An 18,064-nucleotide genomic window follows, 5' to 3' on the forward strand; every position below is an offset into this window, starting at 1 on the left:
AGCTTTGCATGAAACGCCTGCACGTCATCGACTCCCACACCGGCGGCGAACCTACGCGCCTGATCATGAACGGCTTCCCGGCGCTGGCGGGGGCCACCGTCGCCGACCAGCTCGACGACCTGCGCAGCCACCACGACCAATGGCGCCGCGCCTGTCTGCTGGAGCCGCGCGGCAACGACGTGTTGGTGGGTGCGCTGTATTGCGCGCCGGTCACCCCAGGCGCCACCTGCGGCGTGATCTTTTTCAACAACGCCGGCTACCTCGGCATGTGCGGCCACGGCACCATCGGCCTGGTGGCCTCGCTGCACTACCTGGGGCTGATCGAGCCAGGCGTACACACCCTCGACACCCCGGTTGGCCCGGTGGCGGCCACGCTGCACGACGACGGCACGGTGACCCTGCGCAACGTGCCCGCCTATCGCTATCGCCGGCACGTCGCGGTGGACGTGCCCGGCCATGGCGCGGTGATGGGTGACATTGCCTGGGGCGGCAACTGGTTCTTCCTGGTGTCCGACCACGGCCAGGCGTTGCAGATGAGCAACGTCGACGCCCTCACCGACTACACCTGGGCCATGCTCAAGGCCCTTGAGGCCCAAGGTATCCATGGCGCAGACGGCGCGCTGATCGACCACATCGAACTGTTCGCCGATGACGCCCATGCCGACAGCCGCAACTTTGTGATGTGCCCCGGCAAGGCCTACGACCGGTCCCCTTGCGGCACCGGCACCAGCGCCAAGCTCGCCTGCCTGGCCGCCGACGGCACACTCGGCCCCGGCGAGCCGTGGGTTCAGGCCAGCATCACCGGCAGCCAGTTCCAGGCCCGCTATGAATGGGACGGCGAACGCATACGCCCGTTCATCACCGGCCGCGCCCACATGACCGCCGACAGCACCTTGCTGATCGACGAGCAAGACCCTTTTGCCTGGGGCATCTGAGCCCCTCTTCCTACTCGAGTACCAAGGAGTCAGCACCATGAGCGACAACATCTTCACCGGCTGCATGCCCGCCCTGATGACGCCCTGCACCCCGGCGCGCACACCCGACTTCGATGCCCTGGTGGCCAAGGGTCGCGAGCTGGTCGATATCGGCATGAGCGCCGTGGTGTATTGCGGCTCCATGGGCGACTGGCCGCTGCTCACCGAAGCCGAGCGCCAGGAAGGCGTGGCGCGCCTGGTGGCCGCCGGCGTACCGACCATCGTCGGCACCGGTGCGGTCAACAGCCGCGAGGCCGTGGCCCACGCCGCGCATGCCGCCAAGGTCGGCGCGCATGGCTTGATGGTGATTCCGCGCGTGCTATCCCGTGGCGCTTCCGCCACCGCACAAAAGGCCCACTTCGCGGCGATCCTCAACGCGGCGCCGAACCTGCCGGCGGTGATCTACAACAGCCCGTATTACGGTTTCGCCACCCGCGCCGAGCTGTTCTTCGAACTGCGCCGCGAGCACCCGAACCTGATCGGCTTCAAGGAGTTCGGCGGCGCTGCCGACCTGCGCTATGCAGCGGAAAACATCACCTCCCAGGACGATGACGTGACCCTGATGGTGGGCGTCGATACCCAGGTAGTGCACGGCTTCGTCAATTGCAACGCCACCGGCGCGATCACCGGCATCGGCAACGCATTGCCACGGGAAGTGCTGCAACTGGTGGCACTGAGCAAAAAGGCCGCCAAGGGCGATGCCAAGGCGCGTCGCCAGGCCCGGGAGCTGGAAGCGGCGCTTGCGGTGCTGTCGTCATTCGATGAAGGCTGCGACCTGGTGCTGTATTACAAGCATTTGATGGTGCTCAACGGTGACCAAGGCTATGCCCTGCACTTCAACGAAACCGACGTGCTCAGCGACGCTCAACGCCGCTATGCCGAGCAGCAGTTCGCGCTGTTCCGCCAGTGGTACGCCAACTGGTCGACCGAGCAGAACGTTGACTGATCCGTGTGGCGAGGGAGCTTGCTCCCGTTGGCTGCATAGCAGCCTCCGGCCTTTATTGGGGGGCGCTGCGCACCCCAGCGCAAGCAAGCTTGCTCGCCACAAATGTCTCGCGCCTACTTACTCTTTGTGTTCTACAGGATGACCCCATGACTCTGACGGGCAATATGCTGATCGGCCAGCAATCCCTTTGCGGCACGCGCGAAGCGATCCGGGCCATTGACCCCGCCACCGATATGCCCCTGGAGCCCGCCTATGCCGGCGGCGACAGCCAGCATGTCGAACAGGCTTGCGCGCTGGCGTGGTCCGCTGCTGACGCTTACCGCGAAACTTCCCTGGCCGCCCGTGCCACGTTTCTCGAGACCATCGCCGACAACATCGAAGCCCTGGGCGATGCCCTGATCGACCGCGCCATTGCTGAAACCGGCCTGCCCCGTGCCCGAATCCAGGGCGAACGCGGCCGCACCTGCGGGCAGTTGCGCACCTTTGCCCGCACCGTGCGCCTGGGTGAATGGCTCGATGTGCGGGTGGACCCCGCGCAACCCGAGCGCCAGCCCTTGCCCCGCGCAGACCTGCGCCAACGCCACATTCCCCTGGGCCCGGTGGCGGTGTTTGGCGCCAGCAACTTTCCCCTGGCTTTCTCGGTGGCCGGCGGCGATACCGCATCGGCGCTCGCTGCCGGTTGCCCGGTGATTGTCAAGGCCCACCCGGCCCACCCCGGTACCAGTGAGCTGGTGGGCCACGCCATCGCCCAGGCGGTGCAACACTGCGGCTTGCCACACGGGGTGTTTTCATTGCTCTACGACGCCGGGCATGAGGTGGGTACCGCGCTGGTGACCGACCCGCGTATCAAGGCGGTGGGCTTTACCGGTTCGCGCAGCGGCGGCATCGCGTTGTGCCGGGCGGCCCAGGCACGCCCCGAGCCGATCCCGGTGTATGCGGAAATGAGTTCGATCAACCCGGTGTACCTGTTTCCAGCTGCGCTGCAAGCCCGGGGCGCGGCGCTGGCCGAGGCTTTTGTCGCCTCACTGACCCAGGGCGCCGGCCAGTTCTGCACCAACCCAGGCTTGGTGATCGCCGTGCAGGGCGCCGCCCTGGAGCGCTTCATCCACAGCGCCAGCGACGCGCTCCAGCGCTGCCCGGCGCAGACCATGCTCACCCCCGGTATCTTCCACGCCTACGAACGCGGCGTAGCCAGTCTGACCCAGCATGCGCGAACGGCCGCACAGGGCTTAGCGGCGAGCGGACCGAACCAGGGCCAGGCCCAGTTGTTCGTGACCCAGGCCGAGGCATTCCTGAGCAATCCACACTTGCAAGCCGAAGTCTTCGGCGCGGCCTCGCTGGTGGTGGAATGCCGCGATGCCGAGCAGGTGCGCGAGGTATCTGAACGCCTGGAAGGCCAACTCACCGCCACCCTGCACCTGGATGAACCTGACCTGCCGCAGGCACAGGCGTTGTTGCCGGTGCTGGAGCGCAAGGCCGGTCGCCTGCTGGTCAACGGCTGGCCGACAGGCGTGGAAGTGTGCGACGCCATGGTGCATGGCGGGCCGTTTCCGGCCACCTCGGATGCGCGCAGCACCTCGGTGGGTACGGCGGCGATCCTGCGGTTCCTGCGCCCAGTGTGCTACCAGGACTTCCCGGACGCTTTGCTGCCCGCCGCACTGCAGCAGGGCAACCCATTGCGATTGCGCCGCTTGCTCGACGGCCAGAGAGAGGCGTAGACGATGGCCAAGCCCAACTCAGCGGATATCGTCGTGGTCGGCGCCGGCATCATCGGCCTCGCCTGTGCCGTGCAATTGGCGCGACAAGGGCGCCAGGTGCGGGTGATCGACGCGCAGGCGCCCGGGCTGGGCGCCTCCTATGGCAATGCCGGGCACCTGGCGACCGAGCAGGTGTTTCCCATCGCCGACCTGTCGATCCTCAAGCGCTTGCCGGCCATGCTGCTGGATCCCACGGGCCCGCTGCGCCTGGACTGGACCTACCTGCCCCGTGCCCTGCCCTGGTTTATCCGCTTGCTGCTGAACCTGCGACCGGGGCCCTACCAGCGCAGCGTGGCCGGTATTCGTGCATTGAATGAAGCCAGCCTCGGCGCGTGGCAGCGCTTGTTGCAGTCCATCGGGCAACCTCAGTTGTTACGCGAAGACGGTTCGCTGCTGGTGTATGAGCGCGCCGAATCCCGCGCAGCGCTGGATGCCTTGCAGCAACGCATGATGGCGCAAGGCGTGCCGGTGGCGTTCTGGTCGGCTGAAGCGGTGCACGCGGCGGCGCCGCAGTTGAGCGAGGCCATACAGGGCGGCTTGTTTTTCCCCAGTACGGGGCATTTTCTCGACCCGTACACGGTGGTTGGCGCCTTGGTAGACGCGGCCAAAGCCCTGGGCGTGGACTTCCTGCAGCAGCGCGTGCTGGACGCCCGCGTGGACGGCAGCGGCGTGTCACTGCTGACCGACCAAGGCGCAGTCACGGCGCGCCAGGTCCTGATCGCCTGCGGCGCCCACTCGGCGGCGCTGACCGCCGCACTCACCGGCAAACGCGTGCCGCTGGACACCGAGCGCGGCTATCACCTGATGCTGCCCCACGAACACGCGCGCTTGCCCTTCGCCGTCACCTCGCTGGAGCGCAAATTCATCATGACCCCCATGCCCGGCGGCCTGCGCCTGGCCGGCACCGTCGAATTCGCCGGCCTGCAACGCCCGGCGAACATGCAGCGGGCGTGGCAGTTGCATCGCTTGGCCAACGGACTGTTCCGCCAGCCGTTGAATGCTGACGAAGCCACGCCATGGATGGGTTTCCGGCCGTCGCTGCCCGACTCATTGCCGATCATTGATCGGGTGTGCGATGGCAAGGTGTTGCTTGCGTTCGGTCATCAGCATTTGGGGTTGACTCAGGCGGCGGTGACGGCAGAGCTGGTTGGGCGGTTGGCAGCAGCTGATGTGGAACAGCGCGACACATCCTTTATTGCGCCCTATCGCCTCGGGCGATTTTGATACGGCAGCAACTTACGAAAAACGAGGAGAATCCCTACAAAGAGCCGTTGAAGCCTCCGCCGCAGCTTAAAAACAAGGCTTAGCGGGCGGATGAAGGTCACACGCGCTCTGGCGTTGGCCCCATAAACGGCACGTTTAAACATCAAGCAATAATTCAACCCGTGCGCTGGAAACGTTGCTGATAAAACCATAGGCGGGCCCCTCTCCACGAGAACAACGCCGTGAAAACCCCGTCCTCTAACGACTCGATCAGCGCCTGGTGCTGGGTGGGCAAACTGACGCCGCCCCTGACGTTACTGACAACCTTGCCACGCACAGCCTTACTCGACACTTTGCGTATGCGCACCAAAGGCACGTTGGTGTTGGTGGTCGCACCGGCCGGATACGGCAAGACGACACTCTTGATGCAATGGCGACAAGCGTTGCTGGCGAGCACTCCACCGGCATCCGTAGCCTGGTTGTCATTGGACGAAGCTGACGCGGCCCCTAATCGTTTCCTGTCTTATCTGATCCTTACCCTGGACCGCGCCGGGTTCGATCTGGGTCACTTGCCACGCCTGGCGCACAACCAATCACTGGATGCACAGCCCAAGCGCACGCTGACCGCCCTGCTTCACGCACTGGCCAGGGAGAACCGCCAGATCACATTGTTTGTCGATGACTATCACGCCGCCGCAAATCGTGATCTTGACCCCCTTGTGCAGGCCCTGCTCGAACAGGCCGCACCTTGGCTGGAATGGGTAGTGTCCACGCGGATACGGCCGAATTGGCCATTGGCACAGTGGAAGGCCCATGGCTGGGTGCATGAGGTGTCCGCCCAGGCACTGAAACTGACAATGGCCGAGACCGGTGAAATCCTGGGGACCGAGGTTGCGCCTCGCGAACTTCAACATGTTCATGAAATAACCGAAGGGTGGCCGGTGGCTGTGCAACTGGCCCGTCTGTGGCGCGCCGAGGGTGATACATCCATGTATGGCCTGGCGGATTTTAACGGGCGCATTACCGACATGACCGACTACCTGACAGGGCAAGTGGTACAGCGACTGTCGCCTGAATGTCAGGACCTCCTGCGTGACATGGCACTGCTGGAACGCTTCAATGCCGAACTGGCCAACGCTGTGCGCGGGCGCAGTGACAGCTCACGGTTATTGATGCAGATGGCCCATCTGGACGCCCTCCTCGTGCCACTGGACGCCAAGCGCCAGTGGTTTCGTCACCATCGCCTTCTGCGGGACTTTCTCAAGCAAAGCATCGATGCCGAGGCGGCGCGCACTATCCATTACGCGGCGGCGCAATGGTTCGCTGAAGAACGACACTGGGCAGCGGCAATCGCCCACGCATTGGGCGCATGCGACACACGGCTAGCGGTCGACTTGCTGGTGCGTGCAGGGGGCTGGGAGGTGGTGCTGTACCACGGCATTCGCTACGCCCAAAGCCTGCTGCACTTGTTCGAAGAACATACCCGCAGGACAGAACCCGATCTGCTCCTGCTCCAGGCCTACTTGCACGCCAAACTCGGCGACTACGCCCTCGCCGCTCAATGGCTTGATGAAGCCGGACGTCGGATCAAGGACGCTCCGCGCCTGGCACGCGACTTTCACGTAATCCAGACACTGGCCAACGCCTACGTGGATCAATTTGAGCGCCATCCCTGCACAGACATCGTAGGCGACGGCTCGCTGGCACAGGCCACGCTCGCGTGTGTGCATGCGCTGCAAGCGTTAGTGGAGGGGCAGTTGCCGCAGGCTTTGGAGACCATCCGCGCGGCGCACCTGAAGATGCGCCTGGTCGCCAGCTTGCGCGGCGAACACTATTGCAGGGTGCATGAAGCACAGGTGCTGGCCATCGCGGGCGATGTGCGTGTGTCAGCCAGGACGGTCGATGAAACGTTGGCAATGGCCGACAGGGAGTTCGGCAGCGAAAGTTCTGTACGAGCGCTAGTGGGCTGCCTCAAGGCACAGCATCTGTACTGGCAGGGCTTATGGACCGAGGCAACGCCCTGGTTTCGCGATGGCTGGGTGTCGCTGGAGCACACGGATGGCTGGCTGGATATCGCAGCCGTCACTGCGGAAGTCGCATGGCGTATAGCGTTGAGAAACCTGGGCTTGCAACCGGCCTTGCTGGAGCTTGAGCACGCCAGTCAATTGGCGGCCTCGCGCAACTGGCAACGCCTGGCCCGGTTGGTGCGTACCTGGCGAGTCGATGCGCTGGTACAGAGTGGTTCATTGACCCAGGCGCGCCAAGAGGCGCTGGCGGCCCAATTGGAAAAGGCGGCAGCGAGCCCGGACGACTGGCGCAACCAGGAGGCCGCCACGCTGGCGTTGGCCAGGCTTAACTTCGCGACAGGCGCATCCGGCGTCGCGCTCAATGGTTTACGAGCCGGGGCCAAGGCTCTGCAGGACAAAGGCTTGCAATTGCCCGCCTGGCGCCTGCAACTACTGACCCTCGCAGGCTACGCAAAGGGCCACGCCGTCAGCCAGGATGCAGTCCTGGCGTCCATTCCAGCGTATGTGTTGCCAGGGCTGCTGCTGGAGGCCGGCCCATGCTTACTCACTGCACTGGAAGCGAGCCCCACCACCCGCGCCAACCAGCAGGCAGTTATCACACGCATAAGGGGATGGCGCGCGCACCCTATTCGCCCACGCTCCTCATTCAGCGCCAAGGAAACCCGGATTCTGATCCTGCTTGCCGAAGGGCAATCGAACAAGGCGATCGCCCAGGCCATGGCTATTTCCGAGAACACCGTGAAGTTCCATCTCAAACACGTATTCACCAAGCTCAATGTAGAAAGCCGCACAGCGGCTGTGGCTGCAGCGTTGCGCCTGGGCCTCGTTGCCGCACTTGATTGACCCACCAACCTACCCGGACGGGTAGTCGACCTGCCCTGTGCATCACGCCCTACCCGCCACCCGTGTAGCCGTCTCCCCAGCCGCGCCCCTAGTCTTTTATCAACACCAGCGAGAGGCGTTCTCCTGGCTGCGAAAACAATAAAGACAACAGGAGACTCCCTATGGGTATGAACGGCAAAACAGTGCGTGTGGCCACCGATGTCGGTGGAACCTTCACTGACCTTGTGTATTTCGAGAGCGATTCGATCACTGGCGAACAGACAATTCGTACCGCCAAAGTCGATACCACCGCGCCGAACTTCGCCGACGGGGTGCTCAACGTGATTCGCAAAGCCAACGTCGACCTCGACACCGTGGATTTCCTGGCACACGGCACCACGGTTGTCATCAATGCCCTCACCGAGCGCCGGGGTGTCAAGACAGCCCTGATCACGACCCAGGGTTTCCGTGACGTACTGGAGATCGCCCGGGCCAATCGCCCCGACTATTTCAACCTTAAATGGGTCAAGCCGGCGCCTTTCGTGCCGCGCTATTTGCGCCGCGAGGTTGCCGGCCGCCTAGGCACCTCGGGCCAGGAACGCGAGCCGCTCGACCTCTCGCAACTGCCTGAAATCCTTGAGGCGTTTCGTGCCGACAAGGTCCAAGCCATTGCGATCTGCCTGCTGCACGCTTACGCCAACCCGGCGCATGAGCAGGCACTGTTGCGCGAAGTCCGCAGGCTTTGGCCGACCGTATCGGTCGTAGCGTCCCATCAGATCACCCGCGAATGGCGTGAGTATGAGCGCTCAAGTACCACCGCACTCTGTGCGTACATACAACCTATCGCTGCGCGTTATCTCGATGACCTCGCCGACGGATTGCGCGAGGGCGGGTATAAAGCCCCCTTGTACATCATGCAGTCCAACTGCGGCGTCGATAGCGTGGAGCATGCACGGGAAACGCCGATCACCATGGTCGAGTCGGGCCCTGCAAGTGGTTTTTGGGCTGCGGCCGAACTGGGAAAACTAATCGACGAGCCCAATATATTGGGCCTCGATATTGGCGGCACTACCGCTAAATGTGCGTTGATTCGCAACGGCCAGGTATCGATAAAAACCGACTACTGGATCGAGCGCAATCGAATCAATGCGGGCTATCCCATCATGGTGCCAGTGGTCGACCTGGTCGAGATCGGCAACGGTGGCGGGTCAATTGCCTGGGTCGACGATTTCGACAAGCTGCACGTCGGCCCCCTCTCTGCCGGCGCCGTACCGGGCCCGGCCGCTTATGGCAACGGTGGCACCATGATCACCACCACCGACGCCAACCTGGTGCTCGGGCGCATCAACCCGGATTACTTTTGTGGCGGCAGCATAGTTGCCGACCTGCCGGCTGTAACCCGCGGCCTGAATGACCTTGGGCAACGCTTGCAACTGCCGACCGCTGAAGTGGCCCGGGGCATCGTGCGCCTGGCCAACGATAATATGGTCAACGCCTTGAAGCTCGTGTCCTTGAGCCGTGGACATGACCCACGAGAATTGACGCTGATGGCGTTCGGCGGCGGCGGTGCCATGCACGCTGTCGCGCTTGCGCAAGAACTGGGCGTGGAGAAAGTTATCGTTCCACGCAGCGCGTCGGTCTTCTCCGCCTGGGGCATGACGCTCTCGGACCTGCGGCGGGACCTGTTTATCAACCGCTTCGTGGATACCACACAAGACGGCAGTCTTGCGCAGACACAGCAGTTCCTCGATGAGCTGACAGGCCGCGCCCGCGAGCAGTTCGTCACTGAAGCGATCCATCCGCAACAGGTCGAACTCCAGGTTCTGTGCAAGCTGCGCTATCAGAACCAGGAACATTCCGTCGAGGTCCCCCTCAACTCGCTTGAGTCCCTGCACATCGATTGGGCGGCGATCGAGCAACGCTTCCATGACCTTTACGAACAGCACTACACCTATCGTCTGCAGGCACCTTTGGAAATCATCGGTTTTCACATCGTCGCCGTTGGCCAGATTGACAAGTTGACGCCCCATGCACTGCCGATTACCGGCCGCCGGGTCAGCGAAGCCTGCAAAGGCCAGCGCCTGGTGGATTACGCCCAGGAAGGCATTCATGAGGCCAGCCTTTACGACTACAGCCTGCTCGAACCCCTGATGACATTTTTCGGGCCGGCCATCGTCGAGGACGCGGGCACCACCGTAGTGGTTCACCCCGGCAACCGCGTGCACGTAGACCGCCTCGGCAACCTGCACATCATGATCAACGGCTAAGGGAGCACTGCCATGAGTAGTCTCGATATTTTCACTCGCGACATCATTCAAAACTCACTCCAGGCGATCGCGGACGAAATGTTCACCGTCATGCGCAAAGCCGCAATGAGCCCGGTGATCTACGAAGTGTTGGACATGGGCACCGGGATTACCGACGCCCAGGGCGAAATCGCCAGCTCCGGCGCGGGTATCCCGGCGTTTGTCGGTGTGCTGGACAAAGCAGTCAAGAAAATCCTGCTGCATCACCCTTTGCCTCAAGACATCGAAGATGGTGACGTTTTCATCAGCAACGACCCACATGACGGCGCGGTCACCCACCTCAATGATGTGGTGCTGGCGATGCCTGTGTTCGCAGACGGTCAACTGGTCGCCTGGACCGCCAACATCGCGCACTGGAATGATGTCGGCGGCCGAGTCCCCGGATCACTGTCCACGGATGCCACGGATATTTTCCAGGAGGGCTTGCGCCTGGCATCGGTCAAATTGATCAGCCGAGGGCAACCGATTCGCTCGGTGTTGCAGATCCTGCACGCCAACACGCGAATGCCGGACTTCATGGAAGGCGACCTATGGGCGGGAATGGCTGCGGTGCGCGGCGGGGCCACGCGATTGCGGGAGTTGGTGAACAAGTACGGCAGCGCGCTGTTTCTACTGGCCATGCAAGACTTCATGGACCTTGGCGAAAAAGTTTCGCTCAGAGCCCTTGCCGCGTTGCCCGCCGGGCAATTGAACCTGGAAGAACTGCAAGACGACGGCAGTCTGTTCAAGGTGCGTATCGATATACGCAACACCGAATTGGTGATTGACCTTCGGGATAATCCCGACCAATGCCTGGGCCCGACCAACCTCAGCCGTGACGGTACTGTGGTCGCGGCACAGATGGCCTTCAAGGCGTTGACCGCCCCGCAAGGCATCACCAATGGCGGCACGTTTCGCCCGCTCCGGGTATTGACCCGCCCCGGGTCGCTGTTCGACGCATTGCCGCCTGCCGCTGAAGGCTTCTATTTCGAAAACCTGATTCGCGTGCATGACTTGATCCTGTGTTGCCTGGCGCAACACTTCCCCGACCGGCTGCCCGCCGGAAACTTTGCCTCGGTGTGCGCCACGATCATTGGCGGCGTGCACCCGGACTCCGGCCGCACGTTCACCCTTGTCGAACCGGAAATCGGTGGGTGGGGCGCCGAACCAGGGCGCGACGGCAATAACGCTGTTTACTCCGGATTACATGGCGAAACTTACAACTGCCCGGTTGAGGTCTGTGAGGCCCGCTATGGGCTGTATGTCGAACGTATGACACTCAATGATGAACCCGGCGGGCATGGGCAGTTTCGCGGCGGGCGCGGTGTGTGCATTGACTACCGCATTCGTGCCGACGGCAGCTTCCTGACTTGCGGCTATACGCGCTCGGTCATTCCGCCCTGGGGCCTGGAACAGGGGGCCGAAGGCACGCCCAATTACGTCGAAGTCGTCCGTACCAACGGCGACAGCGAACGCTATTGCATGGCCAGTGGTATCGCCCTGAGCGCCGGGGACCTGGTCAGAGTGCGCACTGGAGCCGGTGGTGGATACGGCCCTGCCAGCCAACGTGATCCGGACGCCGTACGCGACGACCTTAAAAACGGCTATGTCGACGCCGCCACGGCGCGACAGGTGTACGGCCTGGTGACGTGATCCCTGGGAGAGACTGACCTCCCGCACAGACCTCAAGAACAACAACAAAAAAGAGAGCAGCACTATGAAACCGCAGTACTCATCGCGTTTATGGGTAGCGCCCACCCTTGCCTTGGTTTTAGCAATCAGCCCAGCAGCTCGGGGCGATCAGTTCATTGGATTTGCTCAACCAGGCTTACCCGGGACGTGGGCCCTGGAATCGTTTCCAGTGTTCAACCGCACCGCAAAAGGCGACGTTCGCGCCGGCAGCAATACCGTTCTGGCGTACTTTTCGGAAACCGGCGTTACGGGAACGCAGCGTGACCAATTGCAATTCTGGGTGGGCGCCGATACGGGGTATGCCAGCACCAATGGCACCCGCAACGATGATCCATGGAGCGTCGCATCACCGAACCTGGGCCTGGCTTATTACTACAACGTGCTTGAGCCCACCAGCGCTTATGGTTCGGATGACTACACCACCTTCTGGGTCAATCCGACGCTCTCCCTTGAGTTTCCCAACGGCAATGATCAAGGAACGGGTTATGGCGCTTTTGCCAACCGTTACGGCGCCAGCTTCAGCCTACCCTTCTACGTTCGCATGGGCCGCTTTGCCGCCACGGTCACCCCCGCCGGCATCCACTACGCGGCACGCAATCGACACGCCACCGACCTAGGCGACGGCAACCCGAGCCAACTGCGCGGTGGCGTCAGTTACTGGCTGGCCAATATCGCCGCCGGGTATGCGGTGACGGACGACCTCTGGCTCGGGGTGCATCACGCCTACCACATCAACAACCGCTCGGCATCGGACTTCAAGGAGTCCCGGCAAGGCAAGATCGGTCCGGCGATGACCTACACAGGTTTCAGCAAACAGAAGTTCTACCTGTCCGCCAACCTGAATTTTGACTACTACCACAGCGATAACCTGCCCTATTCCAATAGTTTGACCATGGCTCTGGTGAAGTTTTTCTAGTGCCATCAGCCCACCGAGAGAGGAATACCCTATGGACAATTCAAGTTCGAACAACCCCGCGCAAGACGTACCCGTGACCGTACGCTGGCTCAACCCGATTGGCTGCTCGACGTTCGACACACCCATTGCGCAACTGCTGCATAGCATCAAACAACCCTCCACACGGATCGAGGTGGTGTCGTTTGACATGAATCCCAGCCCGACACACCTGGAATATCGTGCCTATGAGGCACTCACCTATGAGCGCATCGTGCGCATTGCCCGTGACTGCGAGCCGTCGGGCGTGGATGCGCTGGTACTGGGCTGCTTCTACGATCCGGCACTGGAAGATGCCCGTGAAATATCAGGTGAAACCCTGGTAGTCGGGCCGTGCCAGGCGAGCCTGCAAGTCATGGAGCATCTGGCCAATCGGTTTTCGGTGATTGTCGGCCGGACCAAATGGATCGAACAGATGCGTACGCGAGTGAGCGGCTACGGCGCAGGCAATCGACTGGCGTCAATGCGATCGTTGGACATGGGTGTGGATGAATTCCAGCGTGACCCTGCCCTGACGCGACGCAAGATTATCGAGCAAGCCCATCGCGCGGTACAGGAAGACGGCGCCGAGGCCGTCATCCTCGGTTGCACCATCGAGTTCGGTTTTTTCGAGCAGGTACAACGGGAAGTGGGCGTACCGGTGATAGACCCCGTCGTCGCTGCCTTCAAGGTCGCGGAATCCATGGCAGGAATGAAGCGCCGGTTTGGATGGCGGCCCAGTCGGGTGGGCAGTTGTGAACCGCCGCCTGAAGCCGAAATCGCACGGTTCGGACTCTTTCAGGGCCCTGCCCCCATCGGCAACCGCGTTGAAGCCTGACACTAAAGAGGATCGTCACCATGAGTGAGATACCGTCGACGCTCGCCCCCAACGTGGGTGATGTGTTCAAAGACGTCCCCCTGACACGCACGCATCTGCGATGCTGCCTTGTCCTGTTCCTGGTATTTGCGATCGAAGCCTGGGAGATGATGATCATCGTCTACACCGCGCCGCTGATTGCAGAAGAGTTTTCCCTGGATGCGCTTGCCGTAGGCAACCTGATCGGCGCGATGTTCATCGGCATGCTGCTCGGCGCGCTGGCGTGGGGCAGGCTCGCTGAACGCATTGGCCGTAAACGCGCAATTATCTGGAGCCTGGCCTCGTATGGGGTGGTTTCGCTGGCCAGCGCATTTTCGCCAGACTACACGACGCTATACGCCTTGCGCCTGCTGTCGGGCGTTGCAGCGGTGGGGATGATGGTGGTGACCTTTGCGCATTTCCAGGAGCTGTTGCCGATACGCCACCGAGGTGCACTGACCGTGTATCTCGCGTCCGGCTGGCCCATCGGCATGCTGCTGGCCCTCGGCGCGACGGTCTGGTTGCTGCCCCAAGGATGGCGAGCGATCATCATCTTGAGCTCGCTCGGTGGGCTCTGGGCCATCGCGGTCGCGCGCTGGGTTCCGGAGTCGCCTTACTGGCTGGCCTCGGTGGGTCGACAACAGGATGCCCGGGCATCGATCAATGCCTTGAGCCGGGGCGCAGTGAAGCTCGATGATGAATGTGTATTGCAGGTTGACCGCAGTACCTCGGGCCTGCACCGGGAATTGTTCAAGGGCGGCTTGCTCGGCATCAGCCTGCTGCAGATCACCGTCAACTTCACCTTCTCCTGGGGCTACTGGGGCTTACAGACGTGGCTCCCGACGTTGCTGCAACAACGTGGCCTCAACCTGCCGCAAAGCTACGGTTTCATTGCGCTGTCGGCGCTCTGCATGATCCCCGGCTACATGACCGCGTCGTACCTGACAGGACGTTTCGGGCGCAAGAAAATCATCGTGGGTTTTATCAGCGCCTCCGTGCTGGCCGGCTACGGTTTTGCCAATTCCACCAGCCTGGAAATGCTCTACCTGAGCAACTTCGCCTTGGCATTCTTCAGCCTGGGGGCATGGGGCGTATGGGGCGCGTGGATCGGTGAGCTGTACCCGACAGCGTTGCGCACAGTGGGCTATGGCTGGGCGATTTTCGCGCAACGTATGGCGAACGTACTGGCGCCCTCGCTGATTGGTGCGCTGATCGCATACGGTTCGTCGTTCAACCAAACGACGACGATCATCAACGCGTTCCTGGTGGTCACGGTGGTTCTCACCGCGTTCATGCCCGAAACCGAGGGCAAGGCATTACGTTGAAGTCACCTGTTCAGCGCAGAATCCGACGCGTCGCAGGACTCTGCGCTGACTGTGCCCCACTTCAAAACCAGGCTGAATGACAGCCGCCACACCCAACAATCCTTCTCCCCTTGGAAACGGAGTTCCCATGGACAATCAACACCCCCCAACCCGCCTGGTAGTGCCCATGCAGCGCGGGGCTTATCAAAACAACGGCGCTTCACCCTGGTTCTGCACCCTGAAACTTGGCACCCCGGCTCAACCGCTCAGGTTCGCGATTGACACGGGTACGAATATGAATTGGATTACCTCGACACTGTGCCCTGCCGACCAGTGCGTGCACTTTTCCGGTGGCCGTTTCGATTTCGCGGCTTCCAGCACCTTCGCCTTTACCGATTGCCTGCGACGCCCCTACAGCTTCGGACCCTGGGGCACGATGCAGGTCGAGGCCGCCTGCGACGTATTGGACGTTCCCGGCGACGACCTCGTGGATATCCAGTTGTTCTTGACGGCCGCTTACGAGGGAGAGCAATTCAAACAGCTGGACTGGGACGGCGGCCTGGGCCTGCCGTGCAGCAGTGCCTACCTGGAAAACCGCAGTTCGTTTGTGCTTCAGTCATTAATGCGTGAGGGTCAACTGGCCCTTACCTGTCCCTACGTGACGTTTGATTGGAATAGCCGGTCGCGCAACGGCACTTGCCAAATGGGCGCTGTCGATCCGTCAAAAACCCAAGGGCCCCATCTGTTTTTACCTTGGTCCGTCTATAACAAGTTGCCCGGAGTGGAATACATCTGGTCAACAGCGCTGGAATCCTATTCGGTCGGCTCGCACTTATTGGCGAGGGACATTCAATTCGCACTCGATTCCGGCTCTTCACAATTCAAGGGCGACGATTCACTTATGCGTCAAACATTGGCGCTTATTGCACAGGGGGAGCACCCAGATATCGTGCTCGGGTTCACCGATGGAGAAATAACCTTAGGCGCAGACCTTTATAACTGCCTGATCGAGGAAGGTCCGCAAAAAGGCCAAAGGCTGCCTCAGTTCGCACCGTTGGGCATGACTGACCTGGTGTTGGTCGGGTCGCTGGTGATGGAGCACTGCTACACCGTGTATGAGTATCAGGTGGTCAAATGTGATCGCGAGGTCTATTCGTTGGCGCCCGTAGGTGTTTGGTTGTTCAATCGGCCCGACGGCCCGCAGATCATTACGCGATCCTCTTCGAAACGCTTCGTACCTGGAGCGCGAGCGGTACTCAACCATAAAGTCACCCTCCCAGGCCCTATGGCTAAAACGACTTCGGTGGCGGGCATCTGGAAAAACGACTATGGATCAGTCATGAGCCTGGCGGTATCGGGACACAACATCCACGGGTCGTATCGTTCCTCGACCGGCTCGACGGGCGAGTACCGGATCACCGGATATTCAGCGGGGCCAGGCGCAACCCGTACCAAGAGTCAGCCAGTCGCATTAGCCATTGAATGGCACGATCTAGGTAATGAAAAGCCCGATCCCAGCTGGAACTGGACCTCGGGACTCAGTGGCCAATTGAGCGTCTCGCCCGAGGGTGATGTGCTGACCCTTTCCCACCTGTTGGTTGCCAGTGGCGATTTCCCTGAGTTTGCGAGCTGTGGTACCTATGTCGACAAGCTGATTTATCATCGCGCTGAACCGTCACTGCGTCATGCGCCGGTTGCCCCCTCAGAATGGCTGCCGGTTGAAAACGCCCTGGCAGGCAGATGGAACGCCGCTGATGGCACATCGTTGGTACTGAGTGTGCGCAGTGATAGCCAGCAGCGCTTTGGAAGCGTTCACGGCCATTTCACCAGCGTCCACTCAAGCATAGCCACTGAAATTTCCGGCTTTACCGACATCCATGCGCTGGCCAGCAAACTCACCTTGCAGTCAGTCAGCATCACCGTCGCCACTACGCAAGACTCAACAGTTTCCAGCCTGAGCGGGATTCTGGATTTAAAGAGCGACACGTTGCATCTGCAGGTTTTGGCCAGTTCATCAATCGCTCCCGACCATGCGTACCTGGCCACCAAACTCTCAGCCATGCAGTTCACTCGCGCTACTTGACTAACCTTTTTTCTTTCGATGGCCTGTAGCCGAAATACGCGCTGTAACACTTGCTGAAATGACTCGGCGACACGAACCCGCACGCCACGAGTACGTCGACTTGCGACAGCTCGGTGTGCTGCAACAGGCGCCGCGCTTCGGTGACGCGCAATTCCATGTAATAGCGTTGCGGCGTGGTGCCCAGTTGTTCCTTGAACAGACGCTCCAGCTGGCGGCGCGAGCGGCCGGCGTAGACGGCGAGCTGGTCGAGTTCCAGGGGTTCTTCGAGGTTGGCGTCCATCAACTTGACCACTTCGCGCAGCGGTGCGCTGACGCAGACGTTTTCGGTCGGTTTGATGCGCCGGTAGCGCGACTCTTCGAAGGCGAGGATGTCTTCGATGCCTTCGACCAGCGCCTTGCCGTGCAGGCTCTTGATCCAGTCCAGGGCCATATGGAAGGCGCCCGACGGGCTGGAAGCGGTCAGGCGGTCGCGGTCGATCACATAGGGCTCGCTGGTCACCTGCGCGGCCTTGGACACCTCCGCCAGCGCCGGGCGATGCTCCGGGTGGATGGCGCAGCGGTAGCCCTGCAACAACCCGGCACGGCCGAGGAACCACGAGCCGTTCCACAAACCGGCAAGCCCGATGCCGTGTTCGGCTGCGGCGCGCAGGATCTGAATGAAGTCTTCACTGGCCTTGAGTTCGGTGCGAAACCCGCCACAGATCACCAGCAGGTCCAACTCCGCCAGCACGGCCAGTTCCAGGCGCGCATCGGGGCGGATGACCAGCCCAAGGTCGCTGATGACTTCACGCTCGTCCCAACCGAACGTGCGCGTCGCGAACAGCTCGGGGCGCAGCAGGTTGGCGGTGACCAGGGTGTCGAGGGTTTGGGTGAAGGCAGGCAGGGAGAAGTGTTCGAGCAACAAAAAGCCGATGCGGGTGACCGCAGCCGGCTGCCGGGGGTTGTCATTGAGGTAGCGCAGATTCTTGCCCTTCATGCCACCGCTGAACTGGCGTCGTTCCATCGAGGGTTGGCCCACTCTTCTTGTTGATGCAATGGGCGCTATCTTAGGGGCAAATGGGGTACCTGTCTCAATCCATGCCGCTGATCTTTAAAAACCGTGGGGCTTTCAACCCCCCGGTTCAGCCGCTGCAGCGCAATCTGATACGGTTTTTTGCGCGCCATCTGGGTCTGTATCGAAAACC

At 61.7% G+C, this 18,064-nt stretch carries 12 protein-coding genes; 11 read left to right on the forward strand and 1 reads right to left on the reverse strand.

The features are described 5' to 3' along the window. The first annotated feature begins 8 nt into the window (after positions 1-8). From C4J87_RS13370 to C4J87_RS13420, 11 genes are all read left to right on the forward strand, one after another. On the forward strand, positions 9-935 hold the full coding sequence (locus C4J87_RS13370) for a 4-hydroxyproline epimerase (RefSeq protein ID WP_124367168.1): 927 nt from the start codon (positions 9-11) through the stop codon (positions 933-935). A 37-nt stretch (positions 936-972) separates the two neighbouring features. Then, positions 973-1,920 (forward strand): dihydrodipicolinate synthase family protein, encoded by a 948-nt coding sequence (locus C4J87_RS13375; RefSeq protein ID WP_124367169.1) that lies wholly within the window; start codon positions 973-975, stop codon positions 1,918-1,920. Positions 1,921-2,066: 146 nt separating this feature from the next. Further along, positions 2,067-3,638, forward strand: a complete 1,572-nt coding sequence (locus tag C4J87_RS13380) for an aldehyde dehydrogenase (NADP(+)) (protein WP_124367170.1) — start codon at positions 2,067-2,069, stop codon at positions 3,636-3,638. Positions 3,639-3,641: 3 nt separating this feature from the next. Further along, positions 3,642-4,901, forward strand: coding sequence for an FAD-binding oxidoreductase (locus C4J87_RS13385; protein ID WP_124367171.1), 1,260 nt, complete (start codon positions 3,642-3,644; stop codon positions 4,899-4,901). Positions 4,902-5,122: 221 nt separating this feature from the next. Beyond that, complete coding sequence (locus C4J87_RS13390) at positions 5,123-7,750, forward strand: LuxR C-terminal-related transcriptional regulator (RefSeq protein WP_256679869.1); 2,628 nt, start codon at positions 5,123-5,125, stop codon at positions 7,748-7,750. 167 nt (positions 7,751-7,917) lie between these two features. Beyond that, positions 7,918-9,996: a hydantoinase/oxoprolinase family protein gene (locus C4J87_RS13395; protein WP_256679870.1), complete on the forward strand. Its 2,079-nt coding sequence runs from the start codon at positions 7,918-7,920 to the stop codon at positions 9,994-9,996. A 12-nt stretch (positions 9,997-10,008) separates the two neighbouring features. Next, positions 10,009-11,667 carry a hydantoinase B/oxoprolinase family protein gene (locus C4J87_RS13400; protein WP_124367173.1) on the forward strand — a complete coding sequence of 553 codons (1,659 nt, stop codon included), beginning with the start codon at positions 10,009-10,011 and terminating at the stop codon, positions 11,665-11,667. 208 nt (positions 11,668-11,875) lie between these two features. Then, complete coding sequence (locus C4J87_RS13405; RefSeq protein WP_256679871.1) at positions 11,876-12,622, forward strand: hypothetical protein; 747 nt, start codon at positions 11,876-11,878, stop codon at positions 12,620-12,622. A 31-nt stretch (positions 12,623-12,653) separates the two neighbouring features. Then, a complete protein-coding gene (locus C4J87_RS13410) occupies positions 12,654-13,475 on the forward strand; it encodes an aspartate/glutamate racemase family protein (protein WP_124367175.1) in 822 nt (273 codons plus the stop codon). Between the two features lie 20 nt (positions 13,476-13,495). Beyond that, positions 13,496-14,818, forward strand: coding sequence for an MFS transporter (locus C4J87_RS13415; protein ID WP_124367176.1), 1,323 nt, complete (start codon positions 13,496-13,498; stop codon positions 14,816-14,818). A 127-nt stretch (positions 14,819-14,945) separates the two neighbouring features. Next, positions 14,946-16,880 carry an avidin/streptavidin family protein gene (locus C4J87_RS13420; protein ID WP_124367177.1) on the forward strand — a complete coding sequence of 645 codons (1,935 nt, stop codon included), beginning with the start codon at positions 14,946-14,948 and terminating at the stop codon, positions 16,878-16,880. On the opposite strand, the gene C4J87_RS13425 is transcribed toward C4J87_RS13420, so the two are convergent. Continuing rightward, entirely contained in the window at positions 16,873-17,856 is a 984-nt protein-coding gene (locus C4J87_RS13425) for a GlxA family transcriptional regulator (RefSeq protein ID WP_124368974.1), read from the reverse strand. The two genes, C4J87_RS13420 and C4J87_RS13425, sit on opposite strands and share 8 nt — an antisense overlap. Positions 17,857-18,064 lie beyond the last annotated feature (208 nt).

Source organism: Pseudomonas sp. R1-43-08 (assembly GCF_003852255.1).
In the GTDB taxonomy this organism is placed as follows: Bacteria; Pseudomonadota; Gammaproteobacteria; order Pseudomonadales; family Pseudomonadaceae; genus Aquipseudomonas.